The sequence below is a fragment of the Collinsella intestinalis genome (assembly GCF_902364775.2).
Lineage (GTDB): Bacteria > Actinomycetota > Coriobacteriia > Coriobacteriales > Coriobacteriaceae > Collinsella.
The window spans coordinates 603,103-627,907 of the sequence record NZ_CABJEU020000001.1; the positions used below are offsets into that span (position 1 = coordinate 603,103).

The 24,805-nt window shown below is 62.6% G+C and carries 26 protein-coding genes; 22 read left to right on the forward strand and 4 right to left on the reverse strand.

Annotated features, from left to right (window positions below):
* On the reverse strand, nt 1-600 hold the full coding sequence (locus FY258_RS02550; RefSeq protein WP_118102852.1) for a ClpP family protease: 600 nt from the start codon (nt 598-600) through the stop codon (nt 1-3).
* A gap of 58 nt (nt 601-658) precedes the next feature.
* Nucleotides 659-1,579 carry a hypothetical protein gene (locus tag FY258_RS02555; RefSeq protein ID WP_118102854.1) on the reverse strand — a complete coding sequence of 307 codons (921 nt, stop codon included), beginning with the start codon at nt 1,577-1,579 and terminating at the stop codon, nt 659-661.
* 460 nt (nt 1,580-2,039) lie between these two features.
* Between FY258_RS02555 and FY258_RS02560 the strand changes: the two genes are divergently transcribed.
* From FY258_RS02560 to FY258_RS02660, 21 genes are all read left to right on the forward strand, one after another.
* Nucleotides 2,040-3,074, forward strand: a complete 1,035-nt coding sequence (locus FY258_RS02560; RefSeq protein ID WP_006722934.1) for an SIS domain-containing protein — start codon at nt 2,040-2,042, stop codon at nt 3,072-3,074.
* A 136-nt stretch (nt 3,075-3,210) separates the two neighbouring features.
* Nucleotides 3,211-3,987, forward strand: a complete 777-nt coding sequence (locus tag FY258_RS02565) for a PTS mannose/fructose/sorbose/N-acetylgalactosamine transporter subunit IIC (RefSeq protein ID WP_118102856.1) — start codon at nt 3,211-3,213, stop codon at nt 3,985-3,987.
* On the forward strand, nt 3,971-4,813 hold the full coding sequence (locus FY258_RS02570) for a PTS system mannose/fructose/sorbose family transporter subunit IID (protein ID WP_118102858.1): 843 nt from the start codon (nt 3,971-3,973) through the stop codon (nt 4,811-4,813). The genes FY258_RS02565 and FY258_RS02570 overlap by 17 nt, the downstream gene beginning before the upstream one ends.
* 142 nt (nt 4,814-4,955) lie before the next feature.
* The gene (locus tag FY258_RS02575; RefSeq protein WP_310592049.1) at nt 4,956-5,690 is read left to right on the forward strand and encodes a GntR family transcriptional regulator; all 735 of its coding nucleotides are present in this window, start codon (nt 4,956-4,958) and stop codon (nt 5,688-5,690) included.
* Between the two features lie 147 nt (nt 5,691-5,837).
* Nucleotides 5,838-6,980, forward strand: coding sequence for an SIS domain-containing protein (locus FY258_RS02580; RefSeq protein WP_182279385.1), 1,143 nt, complete (start codon nt 5,838-5,840; stop codon nt 6,978-6,980).
* 63 nt (nt 6,981-7,043) lie between these two features.
* Nucleotides 7,044-7,919: a DMT family transporter gene (locus FY258_RS02585; RefSeq protein ID WP_118102864.1), complete on the forward strand. Its 876-nt coding sequence runs from the start codon at nt 7,044-7,046 to the stop codon at nt 7,917-7,919.
* 77 nt (nt 7,920-7,996) lie between these two features.
* A complete protein-coding gene (locus tag FY258_RS02590; RefSeq protein ID WP_118102866.1) occupies nt 7,997-8,833 on the forward strand; it encodes a Cof-type HAD-IIB family hydrolase in 837 nt (278 codons plus the stop codon).
* 33 nt (nt 8,834-8,866) lie between these two features.
* A complete protein-coding gene (locus tag FY258_RS02595; RefSeq protein ID WP_118102868.1) occupies nt 8,867-9,526 on the forward strand; it encodes an HAD family hydrolase in 660 nt (219 codons plus the stop codon).
* A gap of 136 nt (nt 9,527-9,662) precedes the next feature.
* A complete protein-coding gene (locus FY258_RS02600) occupies nt 9,663-10,433 on the forward strand; it encodes a GntR family transcriptional regulator (RefSeq protein ID WP_118102870.1) in 771 nt (256 codons plus the stop codon).
* Nucleotides 10,418-11,149, forward strand: coding sequence for a GntR family transcriptional regulator (locus FY258_RS02605; RefSeq protein ID WP_118102872.1), 732 nt, complete (start codon nt 10,418-10,420; stop codon nt 11,147-11,149). The genes FY258_RS02600 and FY258_RS02605 overlap by 16 nt, the downstream gene beginning before the upstream one ends.
* A gap of 350 nt (nt 11,150-11,499) precedes the next feature.
* A complete protein-coding gene (locus FY258_RS02610; protein ID WP_118102873.1) occupies nt 11,500-12,561 on the forward strand; it encodes an SIS domain-containing protein in 1,062 nt (353 codons plus the stop codon).
* Between the two features lie 104 nt (nt 12,562-12,665).
* Nucleotides 12,666-13,142, forward strand: a complete 477-nt coding sequence (locus FY258_RS02615; RefSeq protein WP_118102875.1) for a hypothetical protein — start codon at nt 12,666-12,668, stop codon at nt 13,140-13,142.
* Complete coding sequence (locus FY258_RS02620) at nt 13,135-13,857, forward strand: GntR family transcriptional regulator (RefSeq protein WP_182279386.1); 723 nt, start codon at nt 13,135-13,137, stop codon at nt 13,855-13,857. The genes FY258_RS02615 and FY258_RS02620 overlap by 8 nt, the downstream gene beginning before the upstream one ends.
* A 41-nt stretch (nt 13,858-13,898) precedes the next feature.
* Nucleotides 13,899-14,723 carry a GntR family transcriptional regulator gene (locus FY258_RS02625; protein ID WP_006722921.1) on the forward strand — a complete coding sequence of 275 codons (825 nt, stop codon included), beginning with the start codon at nt 13,899-13,901 and terminating at the stop codon, nt 14,721-14,723.
* 220 nt (nt 14,724-14,943) lie between these two features.
* Nucleotides 14,944-15,414 carry a PTS sugar transporter subunit IIB gene (locus FY258_RS02630; protein WP_006722919.1) on the forward strand — a complete coding sequence of 157 codons (471 nt, stop codon included), beginning with the start codon at nt 14,944-14,946 and terminating at the stop codon, nt 15,412-15,414.
* A 36-nt stretch (nt 15,415-15,450) separates the two neighbouring features.
* On the forward strand, nt 15,451-16,221 hold the full coding sequence (locus tag FY258_RS02635) for a PTS mannose/fructose/sorbose/N-acetylgalactosamine transporter subunit IIC (protein WP_118102879.1): 771 nt from the start codon (nt 15,451-15,453) through the stop codon (nt 16,219-16,221).
* Nucleotides 16,211-17,059, forward strand: coding sequence for a PTS system mannose/fructose/sorbose family transporter subunit IID (locus FY258_RS02640; RefSeq protein ID WP_118102881.1), 849 nt, complete (start codon nt 16,211-16,213; stop codon nt 17,057-17,059). Before FY258_RS02635 ends, FY258_RS02640 begins: the two co-directional genes overlap by 11 nt.
* A gap of 219 nt (nt 17,060-17,278) precedes the next feature.
* The gene (locus FY258_RS02645; RefSeq protein WP_118102883.1) at nt 17,279-18,340 is read left to right on the forward strand and encodes an SIS domain-containing protein; all 1,062 of its coding nucleotides are present in this window, start codon (nt 17,279-17,281) and stop codon (nt 18,338-18,340) included.
* A 38-nt stretch (nt 18,341-18,378) separates the two neighbouring features.
* Complete coding sequence (locus tag FY258_RS02650; RefSeq protein ID WP_118102885.1) at nt 18,379-18,798, forward strand: PTS sugar transporter subunit IIA; 420 nt, start codon at nt 18,379-18,381, stop codon at nt 18,796-18,798.
* A 227-nt stretch (nt 18,799-19,025) separates the two neighbouring features.
* Nucleotides 19,026-20,258, forward strand: a complete 1,233-nt coding sequence (locus FY258_RS02655) for an MFS transporter (protein WP_118102887.1) — start codon at nt 19,026-19,028, stop codon at nt 20,256-20,258.
* Between the two features lie 15 nt (nt 20,259-20,273).
* Nucleotides 20,274-20,957, forward strand: a complete 684-nt coding sequence (locus FY258_RS02660) for an HAD family hydrolase (RefSeq protein WP_310592050.1) — start codon at nt 20,274-20,276, stop codon at nt 20,955-20,957.
* Between the two features lie 93 nt (nt 20,958-21,050).
* On the opposite strand, the gene FY258_RS02665 is transcribed toward FY258_RS02660, so the two are convergent.
* Together FY258_RS02665 and FY258_RS02670 are read right to left on the reverse strand one after the other, a co-directional pair.
* Nucleotides 21,051-21,905 (reverse strand): TatD family hydrolase, encoded by an 855-nt coding sequence (locus tag FY258_RS02665; RefSeq protein ID WP_118103980.1) that lies wholly within the window; start codon nt 21,903-21,905, stop codon nt 21,051-21,053.
* Between the two features lie 80 nt (nt 21,906-21,985).
* Nucleotides 21,986-22,804 carry a tRNA threonylcarbamoyladenosine dehydratase gene (locus FY258_RS02670; protein ID WP_118102891.1) on the reverse strand — a complete coding sequence of 273 codons (819 nt, stop codon included), beginning with the start codon at nt 22,802-22,804 and terminating at the stop codon, nt 21,986-21,988.
* 305 nt (nt 22,805-23,109) lie between these two features.
* Here FY258_RS02670 and ettA point away from each other — a divergent pair, with 305 nt between their 5' ends.
* Nucleotides 23,110-24,789, forward strand: a complete 1,680-nt coding sequence (gene ettA, locus FY258_RS02675) for an energy-dependent translational throttle protein EttA (RefSeq protein WP_039910299.1) — start codon at nt 23,110-23,112, stop codon at nt 24,787-24,789.
* The last annotated feature ends 16 nt before the right edge of the window (nt 24,790-24,805 follow it).

Below are 24,805 nucleotides of genomic sequence, written 5' to 3' on the forward strand. Positions count from 1 at the left end.
TTAGAGCTCCTTTCGGGATTCGATGATGCGGGTGGCAAAGCCGAGGTCGAGTGCGCGCTCGGCTTCCAGGTAGGTGTCCTTGCAGGTGAGGGATTGAATGCGCTTGAGCGTGAGCCCCGAGCGCTCGGCGAGGATGGTGTTGAGCGTCTTGCGCCGTTCCATGAGACGCTTGCTCGTCTCCTGAAGGGCGAGCGCGGAGCCACCGGCGCCCTGTGGAATGAGGGGGTCGTGGATCATGAGGGATGCGTGCGGGTACATCTCGCGCTCGTCTCCTGCCATGAAGATGATCGAGCCCATGGATGCAGCGAGGTCGCTGCAGACCGTGCGGATGGGGCAGGACACCGATCGCAGCACGTCGTAGATGGCGAGTCCCGGACCCACCTGCCCGCCGGGGCTGCTGACGAAGAGGGTGATGGGGGAGGAGGGGTCCTCTCGTTCGAGGAACAGCACGTGTTGGCACAGGGCGCTCGCCATTAGGGGCTCGATCTCGCCGGAGATGACGAGGGTGCGTTCGCGCAGTAGCTCATCGTAGATACTCGTGCGCTCGATTCCGCGGCTCGTCTCGCGGAGGATGGAGGGGGCGGTGTCGAAGACGGTCATGGGTTTTCCTTTCGATAGGAGGGTAATCGGTTCGTGTGGCGGTGCTCGAGACCGCCATCTAGCTGGACGTGGTCCTCGGCTTGTCGCGCAGCCGCTGTTCTAGGACGCTCGGCGCCCGTCGTGGCGCTTCCTCGATGTCGAGCGCCCCGCATTCGAAGAGCGCTGCGAGGGGCCTGATGAAGAGGCTCCGAATGGCCTGGGCGCGATGTGCGGGGTTTCGGGCCCCGCGGTCATACGATGCCGTGTCCACAAGCTCGGGAAGGCATTCGTAGATGAACAGGAAGGCGTCGCCGCATCGCCTGTTGTAGGCGGCCGCATAGGCGTCTTGCATCGCCGCCGCCTTTCCGCCGTTTTCCATGAGTAGCGCTGCGCAAACGGTGTAGAAATCGTCGGCGTCGAGTGTGGCGAATCGGAAGAGCGCGTCCACGGCTGCTCTCGGACCCGAATAGCGCAGGCTGCTGGCATTGAGCCGTGCGGAGTCGAAGTGCTTGAATGCGCAGGCGTTCGTCGAGTAGCGGGGGATCCACGAGAAGGGGAATTGTCCCGCCGCACTTCGACGTGCGGACTCCCCGATTTGCTCGATCGGGGCGTACAACTGCTCGGTCGTTTGCCTGAGCGCACGGTGGAGCTCCGCACAGTCGTCTTCATCCGTCTCTATCAGCCGCCAGGCCCGCTCGAGCCTCCAGCAGACCGACGCGATGCCGGGTCCGCGCACTCCCTCCGTGCCAGGGGAGCTGGGGGTCCGGCCGTTGTCGATAGTCGCGACGCGCCGCATCACCTCTGCGGCGAGCGGGTCGTTTTGGAGGAAAAAACCGATTTCGAGACGACAGAAATCAAGGACGGCGCGCTTGGCGAGGGTGGGGCTGCATCGATGGTCGACGATGGCGGCGAGGCGCCCATCGAGGGACAGTTCGCCATTCTCTTGCAGGAAATCTGCGAGCGTCCACTCGTGGAACTCGTGATCGGTCGGGCTGAACATGCTGCTTCCTTTCCAGCGCCGGGCGGGCGCCAGGTCAATGTTGCGCACGGCAGTGGGCCGTCGTGCGGCGAGCGACAGGTAGGCGAAATCGACATGGCAATGCCGATGGCCTATAGCAGATCTCCCAATTTGATTGTGATGGTGTTAGTGAAACGACTCATACGCTCAAACTGCTCTCGTGCTACTCGTGACTGTCAGGCTCAAACATCTCTTACGCTAAAACAGTGGCGGTGCCACTTCGGGTGCAAGCCCACTGTACTTGCTCCCCGCCGGAAGCGCAAGGCACTTTTTCAGATGGAACATGAGGCGACTGGCCAGCGTATATATGACCTTATATAACGTCTACCGATGTATTTCGACCGTTCACAGGTAAGCTACGCTCTTCTTTGAGAGCAGAACGTTACATGACGTTATAGTGCATAACGTCATGTAACGTTCTGCTTACGAGAGGGGTAACACCATGGCGGAACTCGAGAAGGTCCAGCTTCTTAACTTCGATATCGACCAGTACCTGAAGGACGGCGACGCCACCGTGGCGGCCTGCGCCCAGGCCAAGGCGGTCGCCGACGAGATTCACGAGCAGGGGTATGAGAACATCTTCCTGCTGGGCATCGGCGGCACCTATGACGAGCTCGACATGGTCCGCTACTTCATGAAGAAGTACTCCGAGGTCGAGGTTCACCTGGTCAACGCCGCCGAGCTCAACGTGATGGGCGACAACCGCCTCAAGAAGGACTCCGTCGTGGTCACCGCCTCCGCTTCCGGCGACACCAAGGAGATCGTCAAGGCGGTCGAGAACATTACCGCCCAGGGCATCCGCGTCGTCGCCTTCACTCGCGAGGACACACCGCTCGGCAAGCTCGCGACCACGGTCATCTCCGCTCCCGTCGCCACCGGCCGCTGCGACTTCACCTACCTGCTGTTCCAGGCCTTCGCCCTGCGTCTGTTGAATCTTCGCGGCGATTTCGACCGCTATGACGACTACATGGCCCAGACCAAGAATCTCTTCCAGGATCTCGTCGACATTCGCATCAAGTTCGAGCCTAAGGCCGAGCAGATCGCGAAGCAGTTCGCCGAGGAGCCCTACACGATCTTCATCGCGTCCGGTGCCCTGTGGGGCGAGAACGTTCTGTTCTCCATGTGCGTTCTCGAGGAGATGCAGTGGATCCGCACCCGTGCCGTCACGTCCGCCGAGTTCTTCCACGGCACTCTCGAGCTCGTCGAGCCCGGCGTGCCCGTGATCATCACCAAGGGTGAGGATGAGTGCCGCGAGCTCGACAACCGCGCCGAGGTGTTCTGCAAGCAGTACACCGACAAGCTCGCGGTCATCGACACCGCTGAGTACGCCGTCTCCGGCCTGGACGACGAGTTCCGCCCGCTGGTCTCCCCGATGATCGCCGCCGCGACGCTGCACGAGCGCCTCTCCAAGCACTACGAGCGCATCACGAAGCACAACCTGGCCTATCGTCGCTACTACCGTCAGTTCGCGTACTAAGCGCGTTCCGTCTTGTCAAACGGGATGCCGGTCGTGGAGGCGCCGACCTCGCCCCACGACCGACGTCCATCCATGAGCCGTCGCCCTCTCGCTGGTGGCGAAGGCGGCGGCATTTCAAATGAGAAGGGAGACGACAATGGTCGTGCAAGCTTTGCTCGTCGGCCTCGTCGCGGCGTTCGGTACGCTCGACACGGCGCTCGGCACGAGCATGATCCAGCGCCCGATCGTCCTCGGTCCACTCGTCGGCCTCGTGTTGGGCGATTTGCAGACCGGCCTGGTGATCGGTGCCAATCTCGAGCTGCTCTTCATGGGCGCTATCTCGGTCGGTGCCTACATCCCGCCGGATGTCATTACTGCGGGAACCCTGGCGACTGCGTTCGCCATCACCACGGGCTCCGGTCTCGAGACCGCCTATGCCCTCGCGATGCCCATCGGACTCGCCGCGCTGGGCATCAAGAACTTCTTCTACGCCATCACCCCTATGTTCCTGCAGATCGCAGATAAGGGCGCCGAGGTCGGCGACGACGGAAAGATCAAGCTCACGTACGTGCTCATCGGCATGGTCGGAAAGACGATTTGGACCTTCACGTTGACCTTCCTGGCCTTCTATTTCGGTTCGGATGCCGTCACCGCCGTCCTCGATATGGTTCCTGATTTCGTCTTCGACGGCATGGGCATCGCCGCTGGCATCCTTCCCGCCATGGGCTTCGCCATGCTCATGCGCATGATCGTGAACAAGAAGCTCGTCCCGTTCTTCGTACTGGGCTTCGCGCTCGCCGCTTACCTGAACCTGTCCGTCCTGGCCGTCGCTATCCTGGCCGTGGTGATCGCCATCGAGAAGATCGACCTCTTCGGTGACGCTCCCGCCGCCGCGACCGCCGGTATCGCTGGAGGCGATGACGATGACTTCTAAGCCCGAATCCACGCAGGGTGACACCATCACCAAGAGCGACCTTACGCGCATGGCCGTGAATCCGGGCGCGCTCGGCATGGAGTACTCCTGGAACTACCCCAAGCAGATGAGCATCCCGTTCTGCATGATGCTCACGCCGCTGCTCAAGAAGATCTACCGTGACGACCCCGAGGGTTATGCCGCCGCGCTCACCCGTCATCTCGAGTTCTTCAACATCACGATGTATTTCGCCCCGTTCGTGGGCGGCGTGGTGGCCTCGATGGAGGAGCGCGTCGCGAAGGGCGAGATGGAGCCCGAGACCATTAGCTCGGTGAAGGCCGCGCTCATGGGTCCGCTGTCCGGCATCGGCGATTCTCTGTTCCTGGGCACGCTGCGCGTGATCGCCGCCGCCGTCGGTGTCGGCCTGTCGCTCGCGGGCAACCCCCTCGGCCCGATCGCCTTCCTCGCGATCTACAACATCCCGGCGTTCCTCACGCGCATCATCGGCGCGCAGAAGGGCTATGAGCTCGGCGTGTCGTTCCTCACCGCAGCGCAGGAGAGCGGCCTCATGAACAAGGTCATCCATGCCGCGGGCATCGTGGGTATCATGGTCCTCGGCGCCATGACCGTGTCCATGACGTCGGTGTCGATTCCCATAGAGTTCGGTTCGGGTGAAAGCGTCCAGACCATTCAGTCCGTGCTCGACAGCATTATGCCCGGCACGCTCGCTCTGATTGCGCTTGTGCTCTACTATGCCGCCCTCGCCAAGAAGGCGAACCCCATGCTGCTCATCGTCATCACGATGATCGTGGGCATCCTGGGCGCGTTCACGGGTGTTTTGGCATAGCTTCGGCAAAAAAACCTGTTGAATTACGTGGGGGCCCGGCTGATCGCATGATCGGCCGGGCCTTTGCTTGCTATGATGATTAAAGATATTAAGACGTATGCTGATGATTTGGTCTGCATGCACCGATAGGGGAGGGATGAAGATGGCTGGAAAGTTGACGGGGGATTCGGCGACGCCGCTGTACCAGCAGGTCGCGAACGATCTGCGCGATGCGATCGTGAACGATGTCTACCATGTCGGCGCCCGCATCCCCACGGAACCCGAGTTGAGTCGTCTGTACGACGTGAGCCGCATCACCATCCGCAAGGCCATCGAGCTTCTCGTCGAGGAGGGACTTCTCGTCAAGCGACAGGGAAAGGGGACCTTCGTCCGCGAGGCCCAGGTGGTGCCGACGGTCCACGACGACCGCAGGACCGCGCTCAACGGCTTTTCCGCCTCGTGTCGCCAAAACGGACTGGAACCCGGTTCGAGGTTGCTCCGCCGTGAGGTGATCGACGTCCCGAGTGCGGCCCGCGAGTTTTTCGGTGACGAGACGCGGGTGATTGCCATCGACCGCGTTTGCATGGCGGACGGCACTCCCATCATGGTCGACCACTGCCTGTTCGCACGGGAGGGGCACGAGTTCCTCGAGACCGCCGAACTTGAGAACGCCTCGATCTTTGATCTCATTCGCAATGCGACTGGTCAGTGCCCCCATCGCGACAGCGCCCAGATGCTCAGTATCCAGCTCGCCGACGAGCAGGTCGCCCATGCGCTCTCCGTCCCGGTGGGGGAGCCGCTCTTCAGCCTGGAGGGCCTGTATCGCGATCAGGACGGGAATCCGTTGTACGCGGGCAAGCAGCTTATCATCGGCTCACGCTACACGTTCTCCATGTGATGCGCAGCCGGACTTCAGTATACGTCTACGGATAATTTAATACCACTCAAGGATTATTCAGCTGAGAGAACCCGCATGGCCGTATAGTCGAGCATGCGGGTTCATTTATGCGCGCCACGCGTGCCAGATATAAGGGGGCTGCGTCCCATGAGCAACGCCAAGCCGACTATGGAAACCTATATCGAGATGTCGCCTCGGGTGTTCGAGGAGAACCTCACCCGCGTAGATGCCCTTGTGGGCGGCCTGGTCGAGCGCTATGCGCGCCGTGGTTTGCGCGACCTGCGCTTCGTCGCGTCTGGATCCTCGTACAACTCCTGTGTGGCCGCACGCCCCTTCGCCGAGCGCGTCCTGGGCGTTCGGGTGGACGTCTTCACCCCGTCGCGCTATCTCGATGAACTCGAGCGCCTGGATGTCACGGCGTCCGATGCGTTCGAGGTCTTTGTCTCGCAGAGCGGTTGCAGCACGAACATCATCGAGGCGGTGTGCGCCGCGCGCTCGCGGGGGCATGAGACGGTGGCCCTCACGGGCAACGTCGAGGCCGACCTGCGCGACGAGGTCGACGCGATCTTCGAATACGGCGTGGGAAACGAAACGGTCGGGTTCGTGACCATGGGCGTGCTCACGCTCATGGAGTTCATCGCGCTGTTCAGCCTCGCGACAGCCGAGGCCCTGGGGGCGATCGACGGTGATGGGCGGTCGGCGTGGATGGGGCGCCTTTCCGAGGTTCCCGACATGCACCGCGAGATGCAGCGGCGGGCGCATGCCCTCATGGACGCGGATCGTGAGGTGTTTTTGGCCCCCGGACATGCGTTCATGTGCGGTGCGGGCGCCGCCTACGGCATCGCGTTGGAGGGCGCGCTCAAATGGCAGGAGACGCTCAAGGCTCCCGCCATCGCGTTGGAGCCCGAGGAGTACATCCACGGTCCCAATATGCAGCTGACCCCGCGCTCGACGGCGTTCTTCCTCGATCCGTGCCTCGCGCCCGGCCGTACACATGAGATTTACCGAGCGACCCGCGCGGTGACGGACCACGCTTATCTTTTGGCCTGCTACGGCATCGAGGATGGCGATGCGAACGCGATATGCCTCGAGCGGGATGTGGAGCCCGAGGTGGCCCCGTTCGTCCTGCTGCCCGCCGTCCAGGTGTTCGCCGGCCGCGCCATGCGCGAGCTGGGCTGCGAGCCCTGCCATCCACTGTTCGACCGCTTCGAGAAGGTCGTGAGCTGCAAGACGGAGGACTATGAGGAGATCTGCAAGGAAAAGCTCGCCCGGGCCGGCTTTGCCGAGTAGCGGACCTCAATTGAGGGACAGTCCCTAAATTGAGGTTCTTGGAATCGAAGGAGGGGTGCGCCGATGGAGGGCGTGAGCACGACCTACGATGACCGTCGCGCGTTGCGCGGTGTGTTCTGCCTGTTCGGCACTGCGGTGTGCTGGAGTTTCATGGGGATCCTCACCAAATGGAATACGCAGTCTCCGTTTCTCATCGGCGGGGTGACCTCCACGATTGTGCTCGTGTTCACGCTCGTGGTGGCGCGTCCGCAATTGAGGTTCAGCCCGCTCATCGTGGGCGTCGGGCTTGCGTCGTTTTTCACCGGCCTGACCTTTCGCTATGCCAACCAACTCACCACCGTGGGAAACGCGATAGTACTCCAGTACACGTCCATGATCTTCGTCATCGTGTACCAGAGCTTGGCTGAGAGGCGCATGCCCGCGCTACGTCACGTGCTGGTCGTACTGGGCGCGTTCGCGGGGATGGCTCTGTTCTTTATGGGGTCGCTCTCGGCAGAGGGCATGCTCGGAAATCTCCTGGCTATCGCGTCGGGGGCGTCGTTCGGCTTGCAGTTTTACCTCAACTCGCGCCCCGGCGCCGCTCCTCTCGTGTCCTCTTTGGTGGCGAGCGTCTGCTCGATGGTGCCGCTGCTGTTCATGTTCGACCGCCTGCCGCAGGTGAGCCCGGCGGAGTGGGGCTACATGGCTGCGAGCGGCGTGTTTTGCAGCAGCTTCGCGAACATCCTGTTTTCCAAGGGCATCGGCAAGGTCCCCGCGTTCACGGCGAACCTCATCTGCATGAGCGAGGTCATCATGGCCCCCACGTGGTCGTTCTTCATCTTCGGGGAGACGTTCAGCGAGACAGCGCTCGCCGGTGCGGCGCTCATCGTGGCGAGCATCGTGGTCAATCTTGCCCTCGACGCCCGCGCGCGTTCCCGTGCTGCGGAAACCTCGATTTAGGGACTGTCCCCAAATCGAGGTTCGGTAAAGCGGTATGATATTCCAGCAGAATGTATCTTCCGGAAAGGTTTTCGCGTATGGCAATTAAGGCGATCGCGCTGGATATCGACGGCACGCTCACGAACGACCGTAAAGTCGTCACGCCCCGCACGAAGATGGCCCTGCTCGCCGCTCAGGATGCGGGCGTCAAGCTGATTCTCGCCTCGGGCAGGCCCGTCCAGGGGTTGCGCGCCATCGCCTCAGAGCTGGCGCTGAGCGAGCACGGGGGCCTCCTCGTCGCGTTCAACGGCGCGCATGTCGTCGACGCCCAGACCGATGAGGTCCTTTACGACCAACCCATCGACTCTGACACAATGCGCGAGCTCATAGGGCACGTGCGGGACTTCGATGTCATTCCCTGGATCACTCGGGGCGGGGAGCTGTTCGTCGAGCGCTCATCGCGCCATGTCATCCGTTACCGCGATGAGGACCTCGATATCGTCGAACACGAGTGCCGCATGTGCGACCTCGTGCCGTGCGAGGTCGACGACCTGCTCGAGACCTGCGCGACCCCGCAGGACAAGCTTCTGTGCGCCGCCGAGCCCGAGTACCTTCAAGAGCGTTGGCGGTCGATGGCCGAGCCGTTCGACGGCCGCCTCTCCGCCATGTTCACGGCCGACTTCTATTTCGAGTTCATGGCGCCCGGCGTCGACAAGGGCCGCGCACTCGCGGGCGCCCTGCCCAAGCTCGGCATCGACGCCTCGGAGGTCGTCGCGTTCGGTGACGGGCAAAACGACGTGTCCATGATCAAGTGGGCGGGCGTGGGCGTTGCCATGGGCAATGCGATTGACGAGGCCAAGGCGGCAGCGGATATGGTGACGGCCTCCAACAACGAGGACGGTATCGCGCTGGCGCTTGATGAAATTTTGGGATAGACCCCCGCGTGCGGGGAAGTGAAAGGGGGCCGCATGGCTCAGGATCGTTTTCCGTATCAGGCCGTCATCTTTGATATGGACGGCGTCATCGTGGACACCGAGCGCTTCTACTTCGACCAGCTCGATGAGATGTACACGGCGGCGGGGATGCCCGTCTCGCACGAGGAGTTGAGCCGCGCCGTGGGGGCGTCGTACAAGGACTTTCAGAAGAACCTGGCTCGGTGGTTCGCCATGGGCGGGGTGGAGCTGAGCATCGAGGAGGCGGAGGCCCGTTACGACGAGTGGGCGAAGGACCATCCGGCGGATTACGCCTCCCTGCTCAACCCCGGTGTGGTCGAGACCGTCGCCGCGCTCAAGGACCGTGGCGTCCGCGTGGCGCTCGCCTCATCCTCGCCGATGGACAATATCCTGCACGTGCTCGACGTGTGCGGCCTCTCCGGCGCATTCGAGCTCGTGACCAGCGGCGAGCAGTTCCACGAAAGCAAGCCCAATCCCGAGATCTACCTGCACACGCTCGAGGCGCTGGGGCTTCCCGCATCGGCGTGCTGCTGCATCGAGGACTCCGTGCCCGGCATCACCGCGGGCAAAGCCGCCGGCCTTACGGTGGTTGCCAAGCGCGAGGAGCGCTTCGGCTTCTCTCAGGATGCAGCTGATGTGATTATCGACTCAATCCCCGATATCCTGGGGCTGTGACGCCTCGATCGGGGTGGACCGGGGCGAGGACCCCTCGGCTGAAACCGGGGCCCTTGGCCGGAACTCGGTCCTCCATTAACCTCTAGTATCGGTTGGTTTTCCGTGCGCATCGGCCGATGAGCGAAAGGCGGGCGGCGTGTCTGTTTCGAGTTCGGGGATACCCCCTAAGGATCGCGCCCAAGAGGGAATCTTGTGGCACATCAAAAGCGAGGGCCTCAAGGGCGGTGACCGCTTGATGCCCGAGCGCGAGCTCGCCGAGAGGCTCGGTGTGTCCCGTACCGCCTTGCGGGCCGCCATCACGCAGCTCGTCTCCACTCACGTGCTGGAGAGCAGGCAGGGGTCGGGCACGTACGTGCTCCCTCCTAAGCCCATCAACATCTTCCAGGAGATTTACAACTTCTCCGATGCCGTTCGCCGAGCCGGTCGAGAGCCCGGATCGCATCTCGTGTACGCCCGTCTGATCGAGGCGGATGAGGACCTCGCCGAGCGAATCCAGCTTCCCGTGGGTGCGCGCCTGTTCGAGATGCGCCGCATCCGCTTCGCCGATGACGAGCCCGTCGCGATCGAGACCGCCTATGTCAACTACGCGATCTGCCCCGGTATTGAGACGCATGATTTCGCGACTGAGAGCCTTTACGACGTTCTCAGCGAGAGCTACGACGTCCATGTTGGCCATGGGCAGGAGCGCATCAGCATCGCCCGCGCCACCGCCGAGGAGGCCCTGCTATTGCAGGTTGAGGAAGGTTCTCCTGTCTTTTTCGAGCGCGCTCTCGAACGTCAGGCGGACGCCGTGCCCGTCGAGTACCTAAAGGCAGTCATCCTTCCGAGCCGCTATCGCTTCGCCAGCAACGGCTGCGAGAACGGCTCCAGGCCCAAGGGGGTGAAGAGTTCATGGCTCACCTGGTAAAAGATTGCGCTTCCGGCGGCTCTGAGCCCCGTTACCTCGCGATCAGGTCGATCATCCGGAACCGCATCGCGGACGGCACGTACGCCGCTGGCACCGCGATCCCCTCCGAGCATGAGCTTTCGACGGAATTCGACACGACGCGTCTGACGGTGCGCAACGCCATAGACGGGCTCGTCACCCAGGGGCTGATCAGACGCGTGCAGGGCAAGGGCGCCTATGTGTCCCGCGTCGGCCAGGGCCAGCACGCGCACGCTACGGGATTTCGCGCGTGGGTCAAGGCAGATGAGAGTGCGCCGTCCGTGCGCCAGCTCTCCAAGGCCAAGCGTGCCGCGGGGCCGTGGTACGCCGACCTCTTCGACATCGACGAGGACGACGAGCTCTATTCGATCCGCCGCCTGAACAGCATCGACGGCGTTCCCGTCTCACTCGAACAGACGCTCATCCCTGTGAAGTTTTTCCCGGGGATCGAGGACGTGGACGTCTCGGTGTTTAGCCTGTATGAGACGTACGCGATGTGCGGACGCAAGGTGGCGCTCGCGCAGGAAAAGCTCGATGTCGTCGCGCTGTCCACGCGCGATGCGGGCTTGCTGCAGGTCGAGCCCGGAAGCCTTGCGCTCTCCCTCGAGTGCCTGAGCTTCGATGAGCAGGGGCGTCCCGTCGAGCATGCCTACGCGCTCAACACGGGTCGCAGGAGTGGGTACACCTACGAGTATTGATCAATTGGGGACAGGTACAAATTACGCAGCTTGTTCCAGGGGGTTTCGTGGGGCGTCGGCAATCGGACCGGCGCCCCGTTTTGACCTGTGTCCCGACTCCATATGGGTGTAAGTGAAGTATCGGCGCCATGCGGCCTTCCATGTGGGCGGGAGTCTTCGCGGAATATTCGCAACTTATATTAGTTTCTATGAATTTAAAACCAATTACCGTCCAGAATCGACCGCTCGGCGGAAGGAAGGCCGCGCTCCTCATAATTGGTATCAAAAAGTGTATAACTGAGATAACGCAAGTGGTGTCAAAATGACGCGACTTGATAAGTGGATTCAGATCCAAGGCGAAGGGAGCATCCATGAAGGAGACCGAGAAGATCGAGATCATGAACTTCGACCAGGAGGGCTACCTCGAGGACGGCAAGGCCCTGTATGAGACGGGCAAGCTCGTGACGGCCATGGCCGACCGCGTGGCCGACGAGGGCTATGACGCCGTGTTCCTGATGGGCGTCGGCGGCACCTGGGACGAGCTCATGCAGCTCGAGTACCTCATGAACAAGTTCGGCGACAAGGACCTCGAGGTCTACCTCATCCACGCCGCCGAGTGGAACGTGATGGGCCATAAGCGCATGACCGAGAAGTCGGTCGTGCTCACCGCCTCCGAGTCCGGCACCACCCCCGAGGTGCTCGAGGCCTGCAAGAAGATGAAGGAGATGGGCGTTCGCGTCTTCGCCATGACCAAGCCCGAGGGGCCGATCGGCCAGGTCGTGGGTGCCGAGAACTGCGTCGCCATGGCGAGCGATCACGGTTCTGGTGGCTGCGAGAAGGGCTACTACCTCGCCGACTGCTTCGGCCTGCGCCTGCTCAACCGCCGCGGCTGCTTCCCCAAGTTCGACCTGTTCATCGAGCAGACCAAGGACATCTGGAAGTACATGCTCGACATCCGCAAGCGCTTCGAGCCCAAGGCCGAGGAGCTCGCCCGCAAGTACGCGCTGGCTCCCTACACCATGTTCATCGGCTCCGGCGCGCTGTGGGGCGAGACCATCCTCTACTCCATGTGCATCCTCGAGGAGATGCAGTGGAAGCGCACCCGCTCCATCACCTCCCATGACTTCTTCCACGGCACGCTCGAGCTCCTCGAGCCCGGCGTCCCCGTGTTCCTGTACAAGGGTGAGGACGAGTGCCGCGCGCTCGACAACCGCGTCGAGGCCTTCCTGCGCTCCGGTGTGACCGGTGACGAGGACTACGTCATCATCGACACCGCCGAGTACGCCATTCCCGGCCTGGACGACGACTTCCGCGTCATCGTCTCCCCGTGGATCCTCACGGTTCTCGCCACGGACCGCATGGCCCGTCACTACGAGACCGTCACCAAGCACAACCTGAAGTACCGTCGTTACTACCATCAGTTCGACTACTAGGGCGTGAGATGCGCCCAGGTGGGCGCGATGCGATAAGGTATAGGGGGGCGGCCGAGGCTACTCGGTCGCCTTTTTCAAATTTATGAGTATGAGATGAGCGACGTATGAGCGAGATCTCGAACAATGGCGGCATCAGGACCATCCTTCTTCCCTCGGCACCCTTTGGGATCCCCGAAGTGACCGCCAACGATGCCGACGGCACGTGGTCCCTTCGCAAACTCGGCAATCCCCAGCCGGATGTGTACGCCATGGCCGATGTGGCGGGATGCGTGGTTAAGGAGCTCGAGTGCGAGGGGACCGCTGGCCCCGCCGTCGGCGAGGCCCAGGGCATGGCCATGCTGGGGGAGGTCCTCAAGAACCCGGGCAAGGTCGCTCGAGCGAACAGGTACAAGAGCGGCGCATACTGCGCGGGCGTTTACCTCGAAGTGACCCTGCGCGACCCGGCGGCCGAGAAGTTGGTTATTCCCCTATGGGGCCGTGAGCTCAAACGCGGGTCGATGGCGTATCGGCAGGTGATGGAGAGCGCCGGGACGGTTAGGGCGGCATTCGACGAGATGATCGAAGGTGTTCGGCGTGGCTAAGCGCGTCGAGGTCTCGTCTTACGACAAGGCCGTCGAGGGAATCTTGAACCATATCGTCGCCTGCGATATGCGGCCGGGGGATGCCTTCCCGCCCGAGCGGGAGCTTTGCGACGAGATCGGGGTGTCGCGCACGACGCTGCGCAGCGCTCTCACGCACCTTGCCTCGACCCATGTCGTCGAGAGGCGCCAGGGTTCGGGCAATTACCTGTGCCAGAGCCGTCCGACGGTTCAGCTGGACGACCTGTCCGGCTTCTCCCGGATCGTGCACACGATCGGGGGAAATCCGTCCTCGCGCGTGCTTACCTGCGAGGTCGTTCCCGCCGGGGCAGAGATTGCCAGCCGATTGTACCTTCCCGAGGACGGACCCGTCTTGCACCTGGAGCGCCTGCGCCTGATCGGCGGCGTTCCCGCCATGTTGGAGACGTCTTATCTCCCGCTGGCGCGTTTCCCCGGCATCGATGCGTTCGACTTTGAGGAGGTTTCGCTCTCGCGTGTGCTCGACGATGAGTACGGCGTCGAGGCGGTCCATGTGACGCTTCGTGTGACCGTTGCCCGCGCGACCGAGCGCGAGGCCGGTCTGATGAGGGTTCAGCCGGATGACTTGATTTTTTTGGAGTGCGGTACGCGGACGGGGTCGGACACCAATCCCATCGAGTACTATCGCACGCGCTACAGTCCCAGCCATTTCAGGATCTCGTGCAAGACGGTCATGTAAACCGGGTGCGGCGAGTTAGGGTTTCGAAGAGGAGGCGACGCATGAAGGGCGCACGTTACCACGTCCCCGACCGGGGCGCGATCGAGGGGGTCCCGGATGTGAGGGCCCGTATCGAAGATGTCGACACGGTCTGCCCCGACGCCGTGCATGAGGTCACGGATGAGGCTGATCTGCCCCTGTACCTCGATATTCGCCGCGATCTGCACATGCGCCTCGCCATGGGGGAGTACACCACTGGCGCGGCGATCCCCTCGGAGGCCAAGCTCGCGGAGCAATACGGCACGACCAAGGTCACGGTCCGCAACGCCCTCGACGGACTGGAAGAGGAGGGGCTCATCGTCCGCGTCCAAGGGAAGGGCACGTTCGCCACGCATGGGCTCGAGGGCTCCGTCACGCATAATCCGCGGGGCTTCCGCGACTCGCATCGCCATTATCAGCGCACGCCGAGTGTCCGCGTGCTGGAGGCGACGGTGCGCGAGGCGGGCGAGTTCTACGCTCGGTTCTTCGGCGTCGCCCCCGATAGCGACCTGTTCTACGTCCGTCGCCTCAACTGCATCGACGGCGTTCCCTTCACCATCGAGCGGACGCTCATACCCTGCGAGCTCTTTCCGGGCATCGAAAACGTCGACGTGTCGATATTCAGCCTGTACGCCCTGTACGAGCTGCGCGGGCATCCCGTGGCCTGGGCGGTCGAGGAGCTCGAGGCGCAGGAGCTCAAGGCGCGCGATGCGCGTCTGTTGCGCGTGGATGCCAACGATCCGGCACTTGGCCTGACATGTGTGAGCTACGACGCCGATGGGCTGCCGTTGGAGTTCGTCAGGTCCGTCTCGGTGGGGGAGAGCGCGAGCTATCTCGTGCGCAAATAGCCCATATGGGCATATGACAGGGTAAAACGTTGTTTCGAACCCCGTGTCGTCTGATTCGCGTCCGATATGCACCGCTCGGCGAGATATTCATACCACTTGGCCGATGCGCTCTGAACGAGGACGATTGGTATTAAAAACATGCTATCTTATTATTGTTTTTGGTATGAAAAACATCCAAAAACATATAGAACTCTGTTCACGTTGAATAAGGAGGAGGAACATGATTCTGCTAACGCGCGTCGATCACCGACTGCTGCATGGGCAGGTCGCGACGTCTTGGGTCAACGGCCTGGGATCCGATTGCATCTTCTGCGTCGGTGACAAGGTCGCGAACGACCCGGTGTGGAAGACCACGCTCAAGATGGGCAAGCCGACCGGCTGCAAGCTGGTGATCAAGGACATGGCCCACGCCATCGAGGCCATAAACAGCGGTGTGACCGACAAGTACCGCATGATCATCTGCGTGCGTTCGATCGAGGACGCCAAGCTGCTCATCGATGGGTGCCCCCAGATCAAGAGCCTGAACCTCGGCAACACGCTCGAGTCCCCCACCACCAAGCAGATCTCCCGTCAGATCTTCCTCGAGCCCGAGGAGGCCGAGATGCTCAAGGAGCTCGGCGAGCGCGGTGTCGAGGTGGAGATTCGCGCCCTCGCCGACGACAAGAAGGAAAACGCCCTCGCGCTTCTCTAAGGAGCCCGTATTGTCTGCCCTGACAGGAGGTACGACATGCTTGTCCAATCACTGATTTGTGCCGTGTTCTACGTGTTCGTCAAGTTCTTCGACTACCAGCTCGGCACGTTGTACGCCTTCCGCCCCATCGTGGTCTGCCCGCTGCTCGGTCTCATCCTCGGTGACCTGCAGACCGGCCTGGCTCTGGGCGCGAGCATCGAGGCGCTCTTTATGGGCTCCGTCTCCATCGGCGCCTACATTCCGCCGGATGCCACTTCCGCTGGCGTTCTGTGCACTGCTTACGTGATCTTGCTCGGTCTGGACACCGAGGTCGCCGTCGGTCTGGCCATGCCCATCGGCACGCTGGTCCTCGCCCTGAGCAACCTGTTCCAGCCCATCACCAACTGGCTGCTCTCCTTCGTTCCCAAGTTCGCCGCCGAGGGCAGCGGTGCTAAGCTCACCGGCCTGCACTTCTTCATCGCCCTCTACGTGGCACCCGTCTACTTCGCGGTCATCTTCTTCGCCGTCTACCTCGGTTCCGACGCCGTGGCCTGGATCACCAACACGGTTCCCGAGTTCGTGCTGAACGGTTTTGCCGCTGCGGCCAACATCCTGCCGGTCATGGGCTTCGCGATGCTGCTGCGCCTCATCTACCGCAAGGAGCTTCTGCCCTTCCTGTTCCTGGGCTTCCTGATGACCTCCTACATGGGTGTGCCGGTGCTCGGCGTCTCCCTGATCGCCATCATCATCGCTGTTCTTATGCTGGGTATCTTTGACAACAAGCCTGCCGCTGCGCAGATCGAGGGGGCTGACGACGATGACTTCTAATGAGACCAAGAGCGTCTACAAGAGCGGTGAGAACGCCATCACCAAAGACGACCTCGTCAAGTCCGCGCTGAACATCGGCGCCCTGGGCATGGAGTTCTCCTGGACCTACGTGAACCAGATGGGCCTCGCCTTCGGCCTCATGGTCAAGAAGATGCTCAAGAAGATCTGGCACGACGATCCGGCCGGTTACGCCGCCGCCCTCGAGCGTCACACCGCATTCTTCAACATCACGGTCGCCCTCGCCCCGTTCGTCGGCGGTATCGCGATGTCCATGGAGGAGCGCATCAAGGCCGGCGAGCTGCCGCCCGAGTCCGTCAACGACGTCAAGGCAGCCCTCATGGGCCCGCTGTCCGGCGTCGGTGACGCTATCTTCCTGACGACCATCCGCGTGGTCGCCGCCGGCATCGCCGTCTCCATGGCCGCCGAGGGCAACCCGCTCGGCCCGATCCTGTTCCTGTTGATCTTCAACGTTCCTCAGTACATCCTGCGTGTCTGGGGTATCGTGAAGGGCTATGAGCTGGGTGTCGGCCTGCTCGACGCCGCCTCCGAGTCCGGTATCATGGACAAGCTCATCAAGGGCGCAGGTATCGTGGGTATGATGGTCGTCGGCTCCATGACCTGCTCAATGTTCTGGGCCACCCTCGCCGTATCCTTCGGCTCCGGTGAAGAGGTCACCATGCTCCAGGATGTGCTCGACGGCATCATGCCCGGCATGCTCGGCCTGGGCTGCATGGGCATCTACTACTGGCTACTCGGCAAGAAGATTCACCCGTCCTTGCTGATCCTCGGCACCATGGTCGTGGGTGTGATCGGCGTGTACCTGGGCATTCTGGCTTAACGTCGAGTTCCCCAACATCTCCTCGCCTCTGGCCTGATACGAGGCGGCGGTCTATGTGGCCGCCGCCTCGCGCCGTTTATGGGGCCGATTCGACCGTTCGCGGAAAGTGTTCGATTGTGGAATTAGTGGTATTAAAAAGAAGTAAGATGTATTGCTGTAAGTGGTATTAAAAACTCTCAAGTTGATATGAGAGGCCACCGATCCGAAAGGGGAGCGGCAATGCAGGAGACCGAGAAGATCGAGATCATGAACTTCGACCAGGAGGGCTACCTCGCCGACGGCAAGGCGGCCGTCGAGGCGGGCAAGAAGATGGCCCAGATCGCCGACCGCGTGGCAGACGAGGGCTACGACGCCGTGTTCCTGATGGGCGTCGGCGGCACCTGGGACGAGCTCATGCAGCTCGAGTACCTCATGAACAAGTTCGGCGACAAGGACCTCGAGGTCTACCTCATCCACGCCGCCGAGTGGAACGTGATGGGCCACAAGCGCATGACCGAGCGCTCCGTCGTGCTCACCGCCTCCGAGTCCGGCACCACCCCCGAGGTCCTCGAGGCCGTGAAGAAGCTCAAGCAGATGGGCGTGCGCACCTTCGCCATGACCAAGCCCGAGGGCCCGATCGGCCAGGCCGTGGGCGCCGAGAACTGCATCCGCATGGCGTCCAACCACGGCGCAGGCGGCTGCGAGATGGGCTACTACCTCGCCGACTGCTTCGGCCTGCGCCTGCTCAACCGCCGCGGCTGCTTCCCCAAGTTCGACCTGTTCATCGAGCAGACCGAGAACGTCTGGGCGGAGCTTCTGGACATGCGCAAGCGCTTCGAGCCCAAGGCCGAGGAGTTCGCCCGCAAGTACGGTCTGGCGCCCTACACCATGTTCATCGGCTCCGGCGCGCTTTGGGGCGAGACGATCCTGTTCTCCATGTGCATCCTCGAGGAGATGCAGTGGAAGCGCACCCGCTACATCACCAGCCACGACTTCTTCCACGGCACGCTCGAGCTCCTCGAGCCGGGCGTCCCGGTGGTGCTCTTCAAGGGCGAGGACGAGTGCCGCGCGCTCGACAACCGCGTCGAGGCCTTCCTGCGCTCCGGCAAGACGGGCGATGAGGACTACCTCATCATCGACACCGCCGAGTACGCCATCCCCGGCCTGGACGACGACTTCCGCGTCATCGTCTCGCCGTGGATCCTGTCCTCCCTCGTCACCGACCGCATGGCGGCGTATTACGAGACCGTGACCAAGCACAACCTCAAGTACCGTCGCTATTATCACCAGTTCGACTACTAAGACGTCTTTTTAGTCCTACGTATAAGGAGCAGCTCATCATGAGGCAGTTCATCATCGCTTCCCACGCGCATTTCGCAGCCGGCATTAACGAGAGCGTCTCGCTGCTGTCCGGGGAGCGCGACAACGTCCGCACGCTTTCGATGTACGTCGACGGTAACAACGACCTTGCCGCCGCTGCGGCCAAGATGCTCGACGAGACCCCCGAGGGTGACGACCTGGTTGTGTGCACCGATCTGTTCGGTGGCAGCGTGAACAACGAGTTCACTTCCATCGTCCAGCGCCGTCCCAACACCTATCTGGTCACCAACATGAACCTCCCGCTGCTCATCCAGCTGCTCTTCGCCGAGGAAGGGCGCGACACCGCCGAGGTCATCCGCGAGATCTGCGCCGCGGACGATACTCGAGTCAAGTTCGTCAACGACCTGATCGAGGATACCGAGGACGACGAGGAGTTCTAATGTGGTGTCGGGCAGGTGCTGCAAGCGTCCCTGCCCGTTGACCCCATGAAGCTCGAATCGGTTATGAGAAACGCGCAGGCGACGTCTTTGCTCGCTTGCGCGTTTTGTTTGCCGCGGTCGCGCGGGGCGGGCCAATCGGGGACGGTCGATCGGGAATAGGCGCGAATCGACCGGCTCCGTTCCGCGCTCGCGTGCGGCCGCACGGATTTCACTTGGGATGTGGGAACATGGGCGGAACCACCCATGAGAATAATAAGCTCAGCATCGCGGAGAAGCGCCTGATTGGCATCGAGTCTCTCCAATGGTGCGCGAACAACGCCGTGTATTTCCTCGGCCTGATCGGCGCGGCGACCTACGATCTCGCCGGCACCGCCTTCCTGGTGGCGGCGATCACGCTCGTCCGAAACCTCGCGACCTCAATCGGTAACGTGGCGGCGGGCTCGGTTATCGACTCGATCGGCCCGCGCAAGACGACGGTGGCGGTATGCGCCTTCTCCGCCGTCACGAGCCTCTTGATCGGCTTGGGGCCCATCACCGAGGCGTCTCTCATAATCGCCGCCGCCGCGCTCGGCGTGTCGGGCGGCTTCATCAATACCTGCACCCATGCGTACCCGGGCTATCTCATCGCGACGCTCACGGGGCGCCAGCGCCTGAACGGTCTGATGGTGTTCTACAGCAATATCGCGTTCACGCTCGGTCCCATCTTCGGCGGCGCGTTGGTGTCGACGTTCTCCACGCAGTCGGTGTATCTGTTCATGGCGGCGACGATGGCGGCGGCGGGCGTCTTAGCCCTCGGTTGCCACGAGGTGCTGCAGCCTGAACGGGAGGAGGATGCAAAGATGGGTATCCTCTCCGGCATGGTCGACGGCGCGCGCATGACGCTCCAAAACCATGATTTGAGGCTCATCTTCATCTCCGGCTTCCTCGGCTTCTTCGCCTTCGGCGCCTTCGATTCCCTCGAGTCGCTATTCTACCGCGACGTGCTCGAGGTCGATGTCGTGTGGCTCGGTTGGCTGTCCTCGGTGGTGGGGTTCACCTCCTCGATCGGCGCGTGGCTGCTTACCAAGTTGCCCGACCGCATGGCCAACCTCACGCTGCTTTTGGGTTCCCTGTTCGGCGTGGGCCTGGCGTCCATGATCTACGTGGGAACCGATATCCTCGCGGTAGCGATCGTCGGCCAGTCCATCAACGGCCTCGCGTGGGGTTTTTTGGAGCCCCTGCAGATGATTCTCGTGCAGGAGAAGGCCCCCATCGCATATCTGGGCCGCATCATGGGTTTCGTGCGTTTCGGCCTCATGAGCGCAGGTGTGCTGCCGCTGCTCGCAGCGCCCGCGCTTGCCGAGGCGTTCGGTGTGCAGGCGGTGCTCTTCGCGGCGTCGTGCATCATCGCGCTGGTAGGGGCCGTGTTCTTTTTTGGTCAGGTCAAGCGTGCCCGCTCGCGGGCGGCGCAGTCTGAGTGATGGGGAGATATGGGAATGTGCAAGGATTGGAAGGACGGCGGGGCGCCCGGGGCGCCCCCCTTCAAGGCCGTCATCTTTGATATGGATGGGGTGCTCGTCGACACCGAGGTGTACTACCTCGACTGTCGCGGGCAGTTCCTCACGGAATCTGGCGTGGAGGTGTCCCATGAGGAGCTGCTCGAACTCGTGGGTGCCTCGGTGAAGCAGGATCGGGCGAACATGCTTAAATGGTTCACCCGCTCTGGGATATCCATCGATGCCGACGGCATCGAGATGCTCGAGGGTGCCTGGTGGCAGGGACGCGACATCGACTATGCCACGCTGCTGAACCCCGGCGTCAAGGAGACGCTCATTGAATTGAAGCGCCGGGGCGTGCGCCTGGCACTCGCCTCATCTTCCTCGCATCGCAATATCGCCCAGGTGCTTGCGGATTGCGGCCTGGGTGGGTTTTTCGAGGTGATCACCAGCGGCGAGCAGTTCCACGAGAGCAAACCGAACCCCGAGATCTACCTGCACACGCTGGAGAGCCTGGGCTTGTCCGCGGGCGATTGCTGTTGCGTGGAGGATTCGATTCCCGGCATCGCGGCCGGCAGGGCCGCCGGCCTCACGGTCATCGCCAAACGCGAGGAGCGCTTCGGCTTCACCCAAGATGCCGCTAACGCGATCATCGATTCGATTCCCGACCTTCTGGATCTGTAGGTTGCTGCTTGTGGGCGGATGCCACCCTGTCGTTTTCAGGACATTTTGGCCATCATCGGAGATTTATATGACGTGCTGCCGTTGAGGGGAGGGTTAAAGATCGCCCCACTGGTTGTTGGAACGATATGATGGGCGGGGCTGCAGTCCGAGAAGCCCCGAGCTCGTCTTTGCAATACGGGTGGAAAGCGCATGCTCGTCGGTGCCACGTATGTGGGCGAGCTCATGCAGTGCGCGCATGAGGGAGGCTTCGATCTGATCGGCTGAGCAAGGCTTGTCCAACTGTTCGGGCAAGTCGGTTTCCAACAAGAGCCGATCCAGGGGGATTTGCCGTGCGTATTCGCGCCCTCTCCTGGTTGCGAGCATGCGTTCGCTTATCGAAAAGAGACATCCGGCGTCGAGCGCCCACGCAAGTTGATCGCTTGTGCCCGAAAACCAATGGAATATGCAATGGGCGCTCGCGGTGAGTCCGTGGCGTTCGAAGACGTCGAGCGCTTCGCCCGCTGACCGGACGGCGTGGATGGACAGCACGCGGCCTTCGACGGGGTGTCCGGCGCATGCGCGGGCGATGGCTTCAAGGGCATCCAGTTGTCTTTGGGCGTTTGCGGCGTGGCGGGGACCGAAATCGAGCCCCACCTCGCCAATGAAGCGGCTGGCGGCTGCGAGTTGCGCGGCCTGCTCGATCTCGATCTCGCCGCATCTCCCGTCTGTGATCCACCACGGATGGAGTCCCACGCCTACGCGGACGTTGGGCGGGGTGCCGAAGCGGGATCGCGCGGCGAGCGCGTCGGCAGGGGTGACGGTGGTGCAGAACAGGGCCATATCGTTCGCCACCGCTTCGCGCGCGACCTCATCGGCGTTAGCCATGCGGTCGAGGTGACAGTGCATATCGAATAGGCGCCAACGGTGCTCGAAACCCGGCGTTTCGGTGCTCGCATTCGAGGCGGCCATCTCGACGCCTGGGGCTTCAGGGTGAATCGCTCCCTCGTGCCCCCTTCGCCCCGCTCCTTCCTTCTTGCGCATATTTTCGCTCATGCGCGCCCGCCCCGCTTGCCCGCCAGCTGCCCTTTTTGCGCCGCATCGTGCATGGCGAGCGCGGCGGAAACATCGTCGCCCTCTCCCAGGCCGGAGATGTGGCGCAGGACCTCGCCTGCGATCATCTGGCCCATGATGGGCGGCATGAAGCTCGCGGTGCCCAGGTCGGTGCGTTCGGACCGAGCGGCCCCCGGGGCGGCGGCGATGCGCACGGGCTCTTCGCAGGAGTAGAGGACGCGCAGATGGCGGATGCCGCGCTTGCGGCATTCCTTGCGCATGATGCGCGCAAGGGAGCAGTTGACCGTCTTGTGCACGTCGGCGATGCGCAGGCACTCGGGGTGGATCTTCTTGGCGCCACCCATAGAGCTGATGAGCTCGAAGCCGCGCTCTTGGGCCAGGGCGGCGAGGGCGAGCTTGGTGGATACGGTATCGATGGCATCGACCACGTAGTCGATGTGGCCACCCGTCTCCTCGAGGCAGGCCTCGTACAGTTCTACGAGGTTCTCGGCGAGCACGAAGGCGTCGTGCACGAAGACACGGCAGCTCGGGTTGATGTCGGCGATCATGGCGGCCATGACGTCGACCTTGCGTTTGCCCACGGTGCTCTCGAATGCGATGGCCTGACGATTGATGTTGGAGGGGGCGACCACATCCTTGTCCACGATGACGAGCGTCCCGATGCCGCCGCGCGCGAGTGCCTCGATGCAGCTCGAGCCAACGCCGCCGCAACCGAATACGAGCACACGGGCGTCTTCGAGACGGGAGAGCCGTTCGTCGCCGAGCATGACGCGTAGGCGGTCCTTCATCGTTTCCATGGGTGCTCCTCGTGAGTGATTGGGTGCGTTCTCGGCAGGTATTGTAGCAACCTGCCTGCGATGGCGTCTTTCGTCCGGTACCCGAGATGCAACGGAAGTCACGTTTTTGGAATACGAAACGTGACTTCCGTTGCATCTCGATGAGGGTTGGTGTGATTTCTGGTGGAATTCGGGACCGGGGGCGCCCGCATCGATTGTCTCGGTGCGGGTGGACGTTTCATGCGACAATAGTCCCGAATAAACGGGTTTTGTTCCCCATTTTTAGCAGCTCTGCACTCTCCCAGCTCAGAAAGGTTGAATTGGCTATGGCTGAGTTCATCTACCAGATGTATCAGGCGCGCAAGGCGCATGGTGACAAGGTCATCCTCGACGACGTGACCCTGTCTTTCTATCCCGGTGCCAAGATCGGCGTCGTGGGCCCCAACGGCATGGGCAAGTCCACGCTGCTCAAGATCATGGCCGGCCTCGAGGAGGTCTCCAACGGCGACGCCCGACTCACCCCTGGTTACACGGTGGGCATCCTGCAGCAGGAGCCGCCGCTGGATGAGGACAAGACCGTCATCGAGAACGTCCGACTCGCTTTTGCCGACATGATCGCCAAGGTCGAGCGCTTCAACCAGATTTCGGTCGAGATGTGCGACCCCGATTGCGACATGGACGCCCTCATGGCCGAGATGGGCCGCCTGCAGGACGAGATCGACGCCGCCGACGGCTGGGACATCGACTCCAAGCTCGGCCAGGCCATGGACGCCCTCCAGCTGCCCGATTCCGACATGCCGGTGAACGTGCTCTCCGGCGGCGAGCGCCGCCGCGTGGCCCTGTGCAAGCTGCTGCTCGAGGCCCCCGACCTGCTGCTGCTCGACGAGCCCACCAACCACCTGGACGCCGAGTCCATCTTGTGGCTCGAGCACTTCCTCAAGAACTACCCCGGCGCCGTGCTCGCCGTCACGCACGACCGCTACTTCCTCGACCACGTGGCCGAGTGGATCTGCGAGGTCGACCGCGGTCACCTCTACCCCTATAAGGGCAACTACTCCACCTACCTCGAGACCAAGGCCGCCCGCGCCGCCGCTCAGGGCCAACGCGAGGAGCGCCTCGCCAAGCGCATCGCCGCCGAGCTCGACTGGGTACGTTCCTCCCCGAAGGCCCGTCAGGCCAAGAACAAGGCGCGTCTGGCCCGTTACGAGGAGATGGAGGCCGAGGCTCGCGCCAGCCAGAAGGTCGACTACACCGATATCCGCATCCCCGTGGGCCCGCGCTTGGGCTCCAAGGTCCTGGTGGCCGAGCACCTGCACAAGGAGTTCGACGGCCGCGTCCTCATCGACGACCTCTCCTTCACCCTGCCGCGCAACGGCATCGTGGGCGTGATCGGCCCCAACGGCGTGGGTAAGACCACCCTGTTCAAGACCATCGTGGGCCTGGAGCCGCTCACCAGCGGCAACCTGGAGATCGGTGAGACCGTCAAGATCTCCTACGTCGACCAGATGCGCGGCGGCATCGACCCCGACAAGACCCTGTGGGAGGTCGTGTCTGACGGCTTGGACATCATGCAGGTCGCCGAGAACGAGGTCCCGAGCCGCGCCTACGTGGCGAGCTTCGGCTTTAAGGGTCAGGACCAGCAGAAGCGCGCCGGCGTGCTGTCCGGCGGCGAGCGCAACCGCCTGAACCTCGCGCTCACCCTGAAGCAGGGCGGCAACCTGCTGCTGCTCGACGAGCCCACCAACGACCTCGACGTCGAGACCCTTTCCGCGCTCGAGTCCGCGCTGCTGGAGTTCCCCGGCTGCTCCGTGGTCATCTCCCACGACCGCATGTTCCTCGACCGCGTGGCCACCCACATCCTGGCGTGGGAGGGCACCGACGAGAACCCTGGCAACTGGTATTGGTTCGAGGGCAACTTCGAGCAGTATCAGGAGAACCGCGTCGCCCGTCTGGGCGAGGATGCCGCCAAGCCGCATCGCGTCCACCGCAAGCTCACGCGCGATTAGTCAAAGCGCTGTCGCG

What these genes read in the sequence shown, in the direction of transcription:
- FY258_RS02550 (WP_118102852.1), bottom strand. Translation starts at nt 600, where the DNA reads ATGACCGTCTTCGACACCGCCCCCTCCATCCTCCGCGAGACGAGCCGC.
- FY258_RS02640 (WP_118102881.1), top strand. Translation starts at nt 16,211, where the DNA reads ATGACTTCTAATGAGACCAAGAGCGTCTACAAGAGCGGTGAGAACGCC.
- FY258_RS02555 (WP_118102854.1), bottom strand. Translation starts at nt 1,579, where the DNA reads ATGTTCAGCCCGACCGATCACGAGTTCCACGAGTGGACGCTCGCAGAT.
- FY258_RS02610 (WP_118102873.1), top strand. Translation starts at nt 11,500, where the DNA reads ATGAAGGAGACCGAGAAGATCGAGATCATGAACTTCGACCAGGAGGGC.
- FY258_RS02560 (WP_006722934.1), top strand. Translation starts at nt 2,040, where the DNA reads ATGGCGGAACTCGAGAAGGTCCAGCTTCTTAACTTCGATATCGACCAG.
- FY258_RS02670 (WP_118102891.1), bottom strand. Translation starts at nt 22,804, where the DNA reads ATGGAAACGATGAAGGACCGCCTACGCGTCATGCTCGGCGACGAACGG.
- FY258_RS02630 (WP_006722919.1), top strand. Translation starts at nt 14,944, where the DNA reads ATGATTCTGCTAACGCGCGTCGATCACCGACTGCTGCATGGGCAGGTC.
- FY258_RS02595 (WP_118102868.1), top strand. Translation starts at nt 8,867, where the DNA reads ATGGCTCAGGATCGTTTTCCGTATCAGGCCGTCATCTTTGATATGGAC.
- FY258_RS02605 (WP_118102872.1), top strand. Translation starts at nt 10,418, where the DNA reads ATGGCTCACCTGGTAAAAGATTGCGCTTCCGGCGGCTCTGAGCCCCGT.
- FY258_RS02615 (WP_118102875.1), top strand. Translation starts at nt 12,666, where the DNA reads ATGAGCGAGATCTCGAACAATGGCGGCATCAGGACCATCCTTCTTCCC.
- FY258_RS02570 (WP_118102858.1), top strand. Translation starts at nt 3,971, where the DNA reads ATGACGATGACTTCTAAGCCCGAATCCACGCAGGGTGACACCATCACC.
- FY258_RS02650 (WP_118102885.1), top strand. Translation starts at nt 18,379, where the DNA reads ATGAGGCAGTTCATCATCGCTTCCCACGCGCATTTCGCAGCCGGCATT.
- FY258_RS02635 (WP_118102879.1), top strand. Translation starts at nt 15,451, where the DNA reads ATGCTTGTCCAATCACTGATTTGTGCCGTGTTCTACGTGTTCGTCAAG.
- FY258_RS02565 (WP_118102856.1), top strand. Translation starts at nt 3,211, where the DNA reads ATGGTCGTGCAAGCTTTGCTCGTCGGCCTCGTCGCGGCGTTCGGTACG.
- FY258_RS02580 (WP_182279385.1), top strand. Translation starts at nt 5,838, where the DNA reads ATGAGCAACGCCAAGCCGACTATGGAAACCTATATCGAGATGTCGCCT.
- FY258_RS02585 (WP_118102864.1), top strand. Translation starts at nt 7,044, where the DNA reads ATGGAGGGCGTGAGCACGACCTACGATGACCGTCGCGCGTTGCGCGGT.
- FY258_RS02665 (WP_118103980.1), bottom strand. Translation starts at nt 21,905, where the DNA reads ATGGCCGCCTCGAATGCGAGCACCGAAACGCCGGGTTTCGAGCACCGT.
- FY258_RS02590 (WP_118102866.1), top strand. Translation starts at nt 7,997, where the DNA reads ATGGCAATTAAGGCGATCGCGCTGGATATCGACGGCACGCTCACGAAC.
- FY258_RS02655 (WP_118102887.1), top strand. Translation starts at nt 19,026, where the DNA reads ATGGGCGGAACCACCCATGAGAATAATAAGCTCAGCATCGCGGAGAAG.
- FY258_RS02660 (WP_310592050.1), top strand. Translation starts at nt 20,274, where the DNA reads ATGTGCAAGGATTGGAAGGACGGCGGGGCGCCCGGGGCGCCCCCCTTC.
- FY258_RS02645 (WP_118102883.1), top strand. Translation starts at nt 17,279, where the DNA reads ATGCAGGAGACCGAGAAGATCGAGATCATGAACTTCGACCAGGAGGGC.
- FY258_RS02625 (WP_006722921.1), top strand. Translation starts at nt 13,899, where the DNA reads ATGAAGGGCGCACGTTACCACGTCCCCGACCGGGGCGCGATCGAGGGG.
- ettA (WP_039910299.1), top strand. Translation starts at nt 23,110, where the DNA reads ATGGCTGAGTTCATCTACCAGATGTATCAGGCGCGCAAGGCGCATGGT.
- FY258_RS02575 (WP_310592049.1), top strand. Translation starts at nt 4,956, where the DNA reads ATGGCTGGAAAGTTGACGGGGGATTCGGCGACGCCGCTGTACCAGCAG.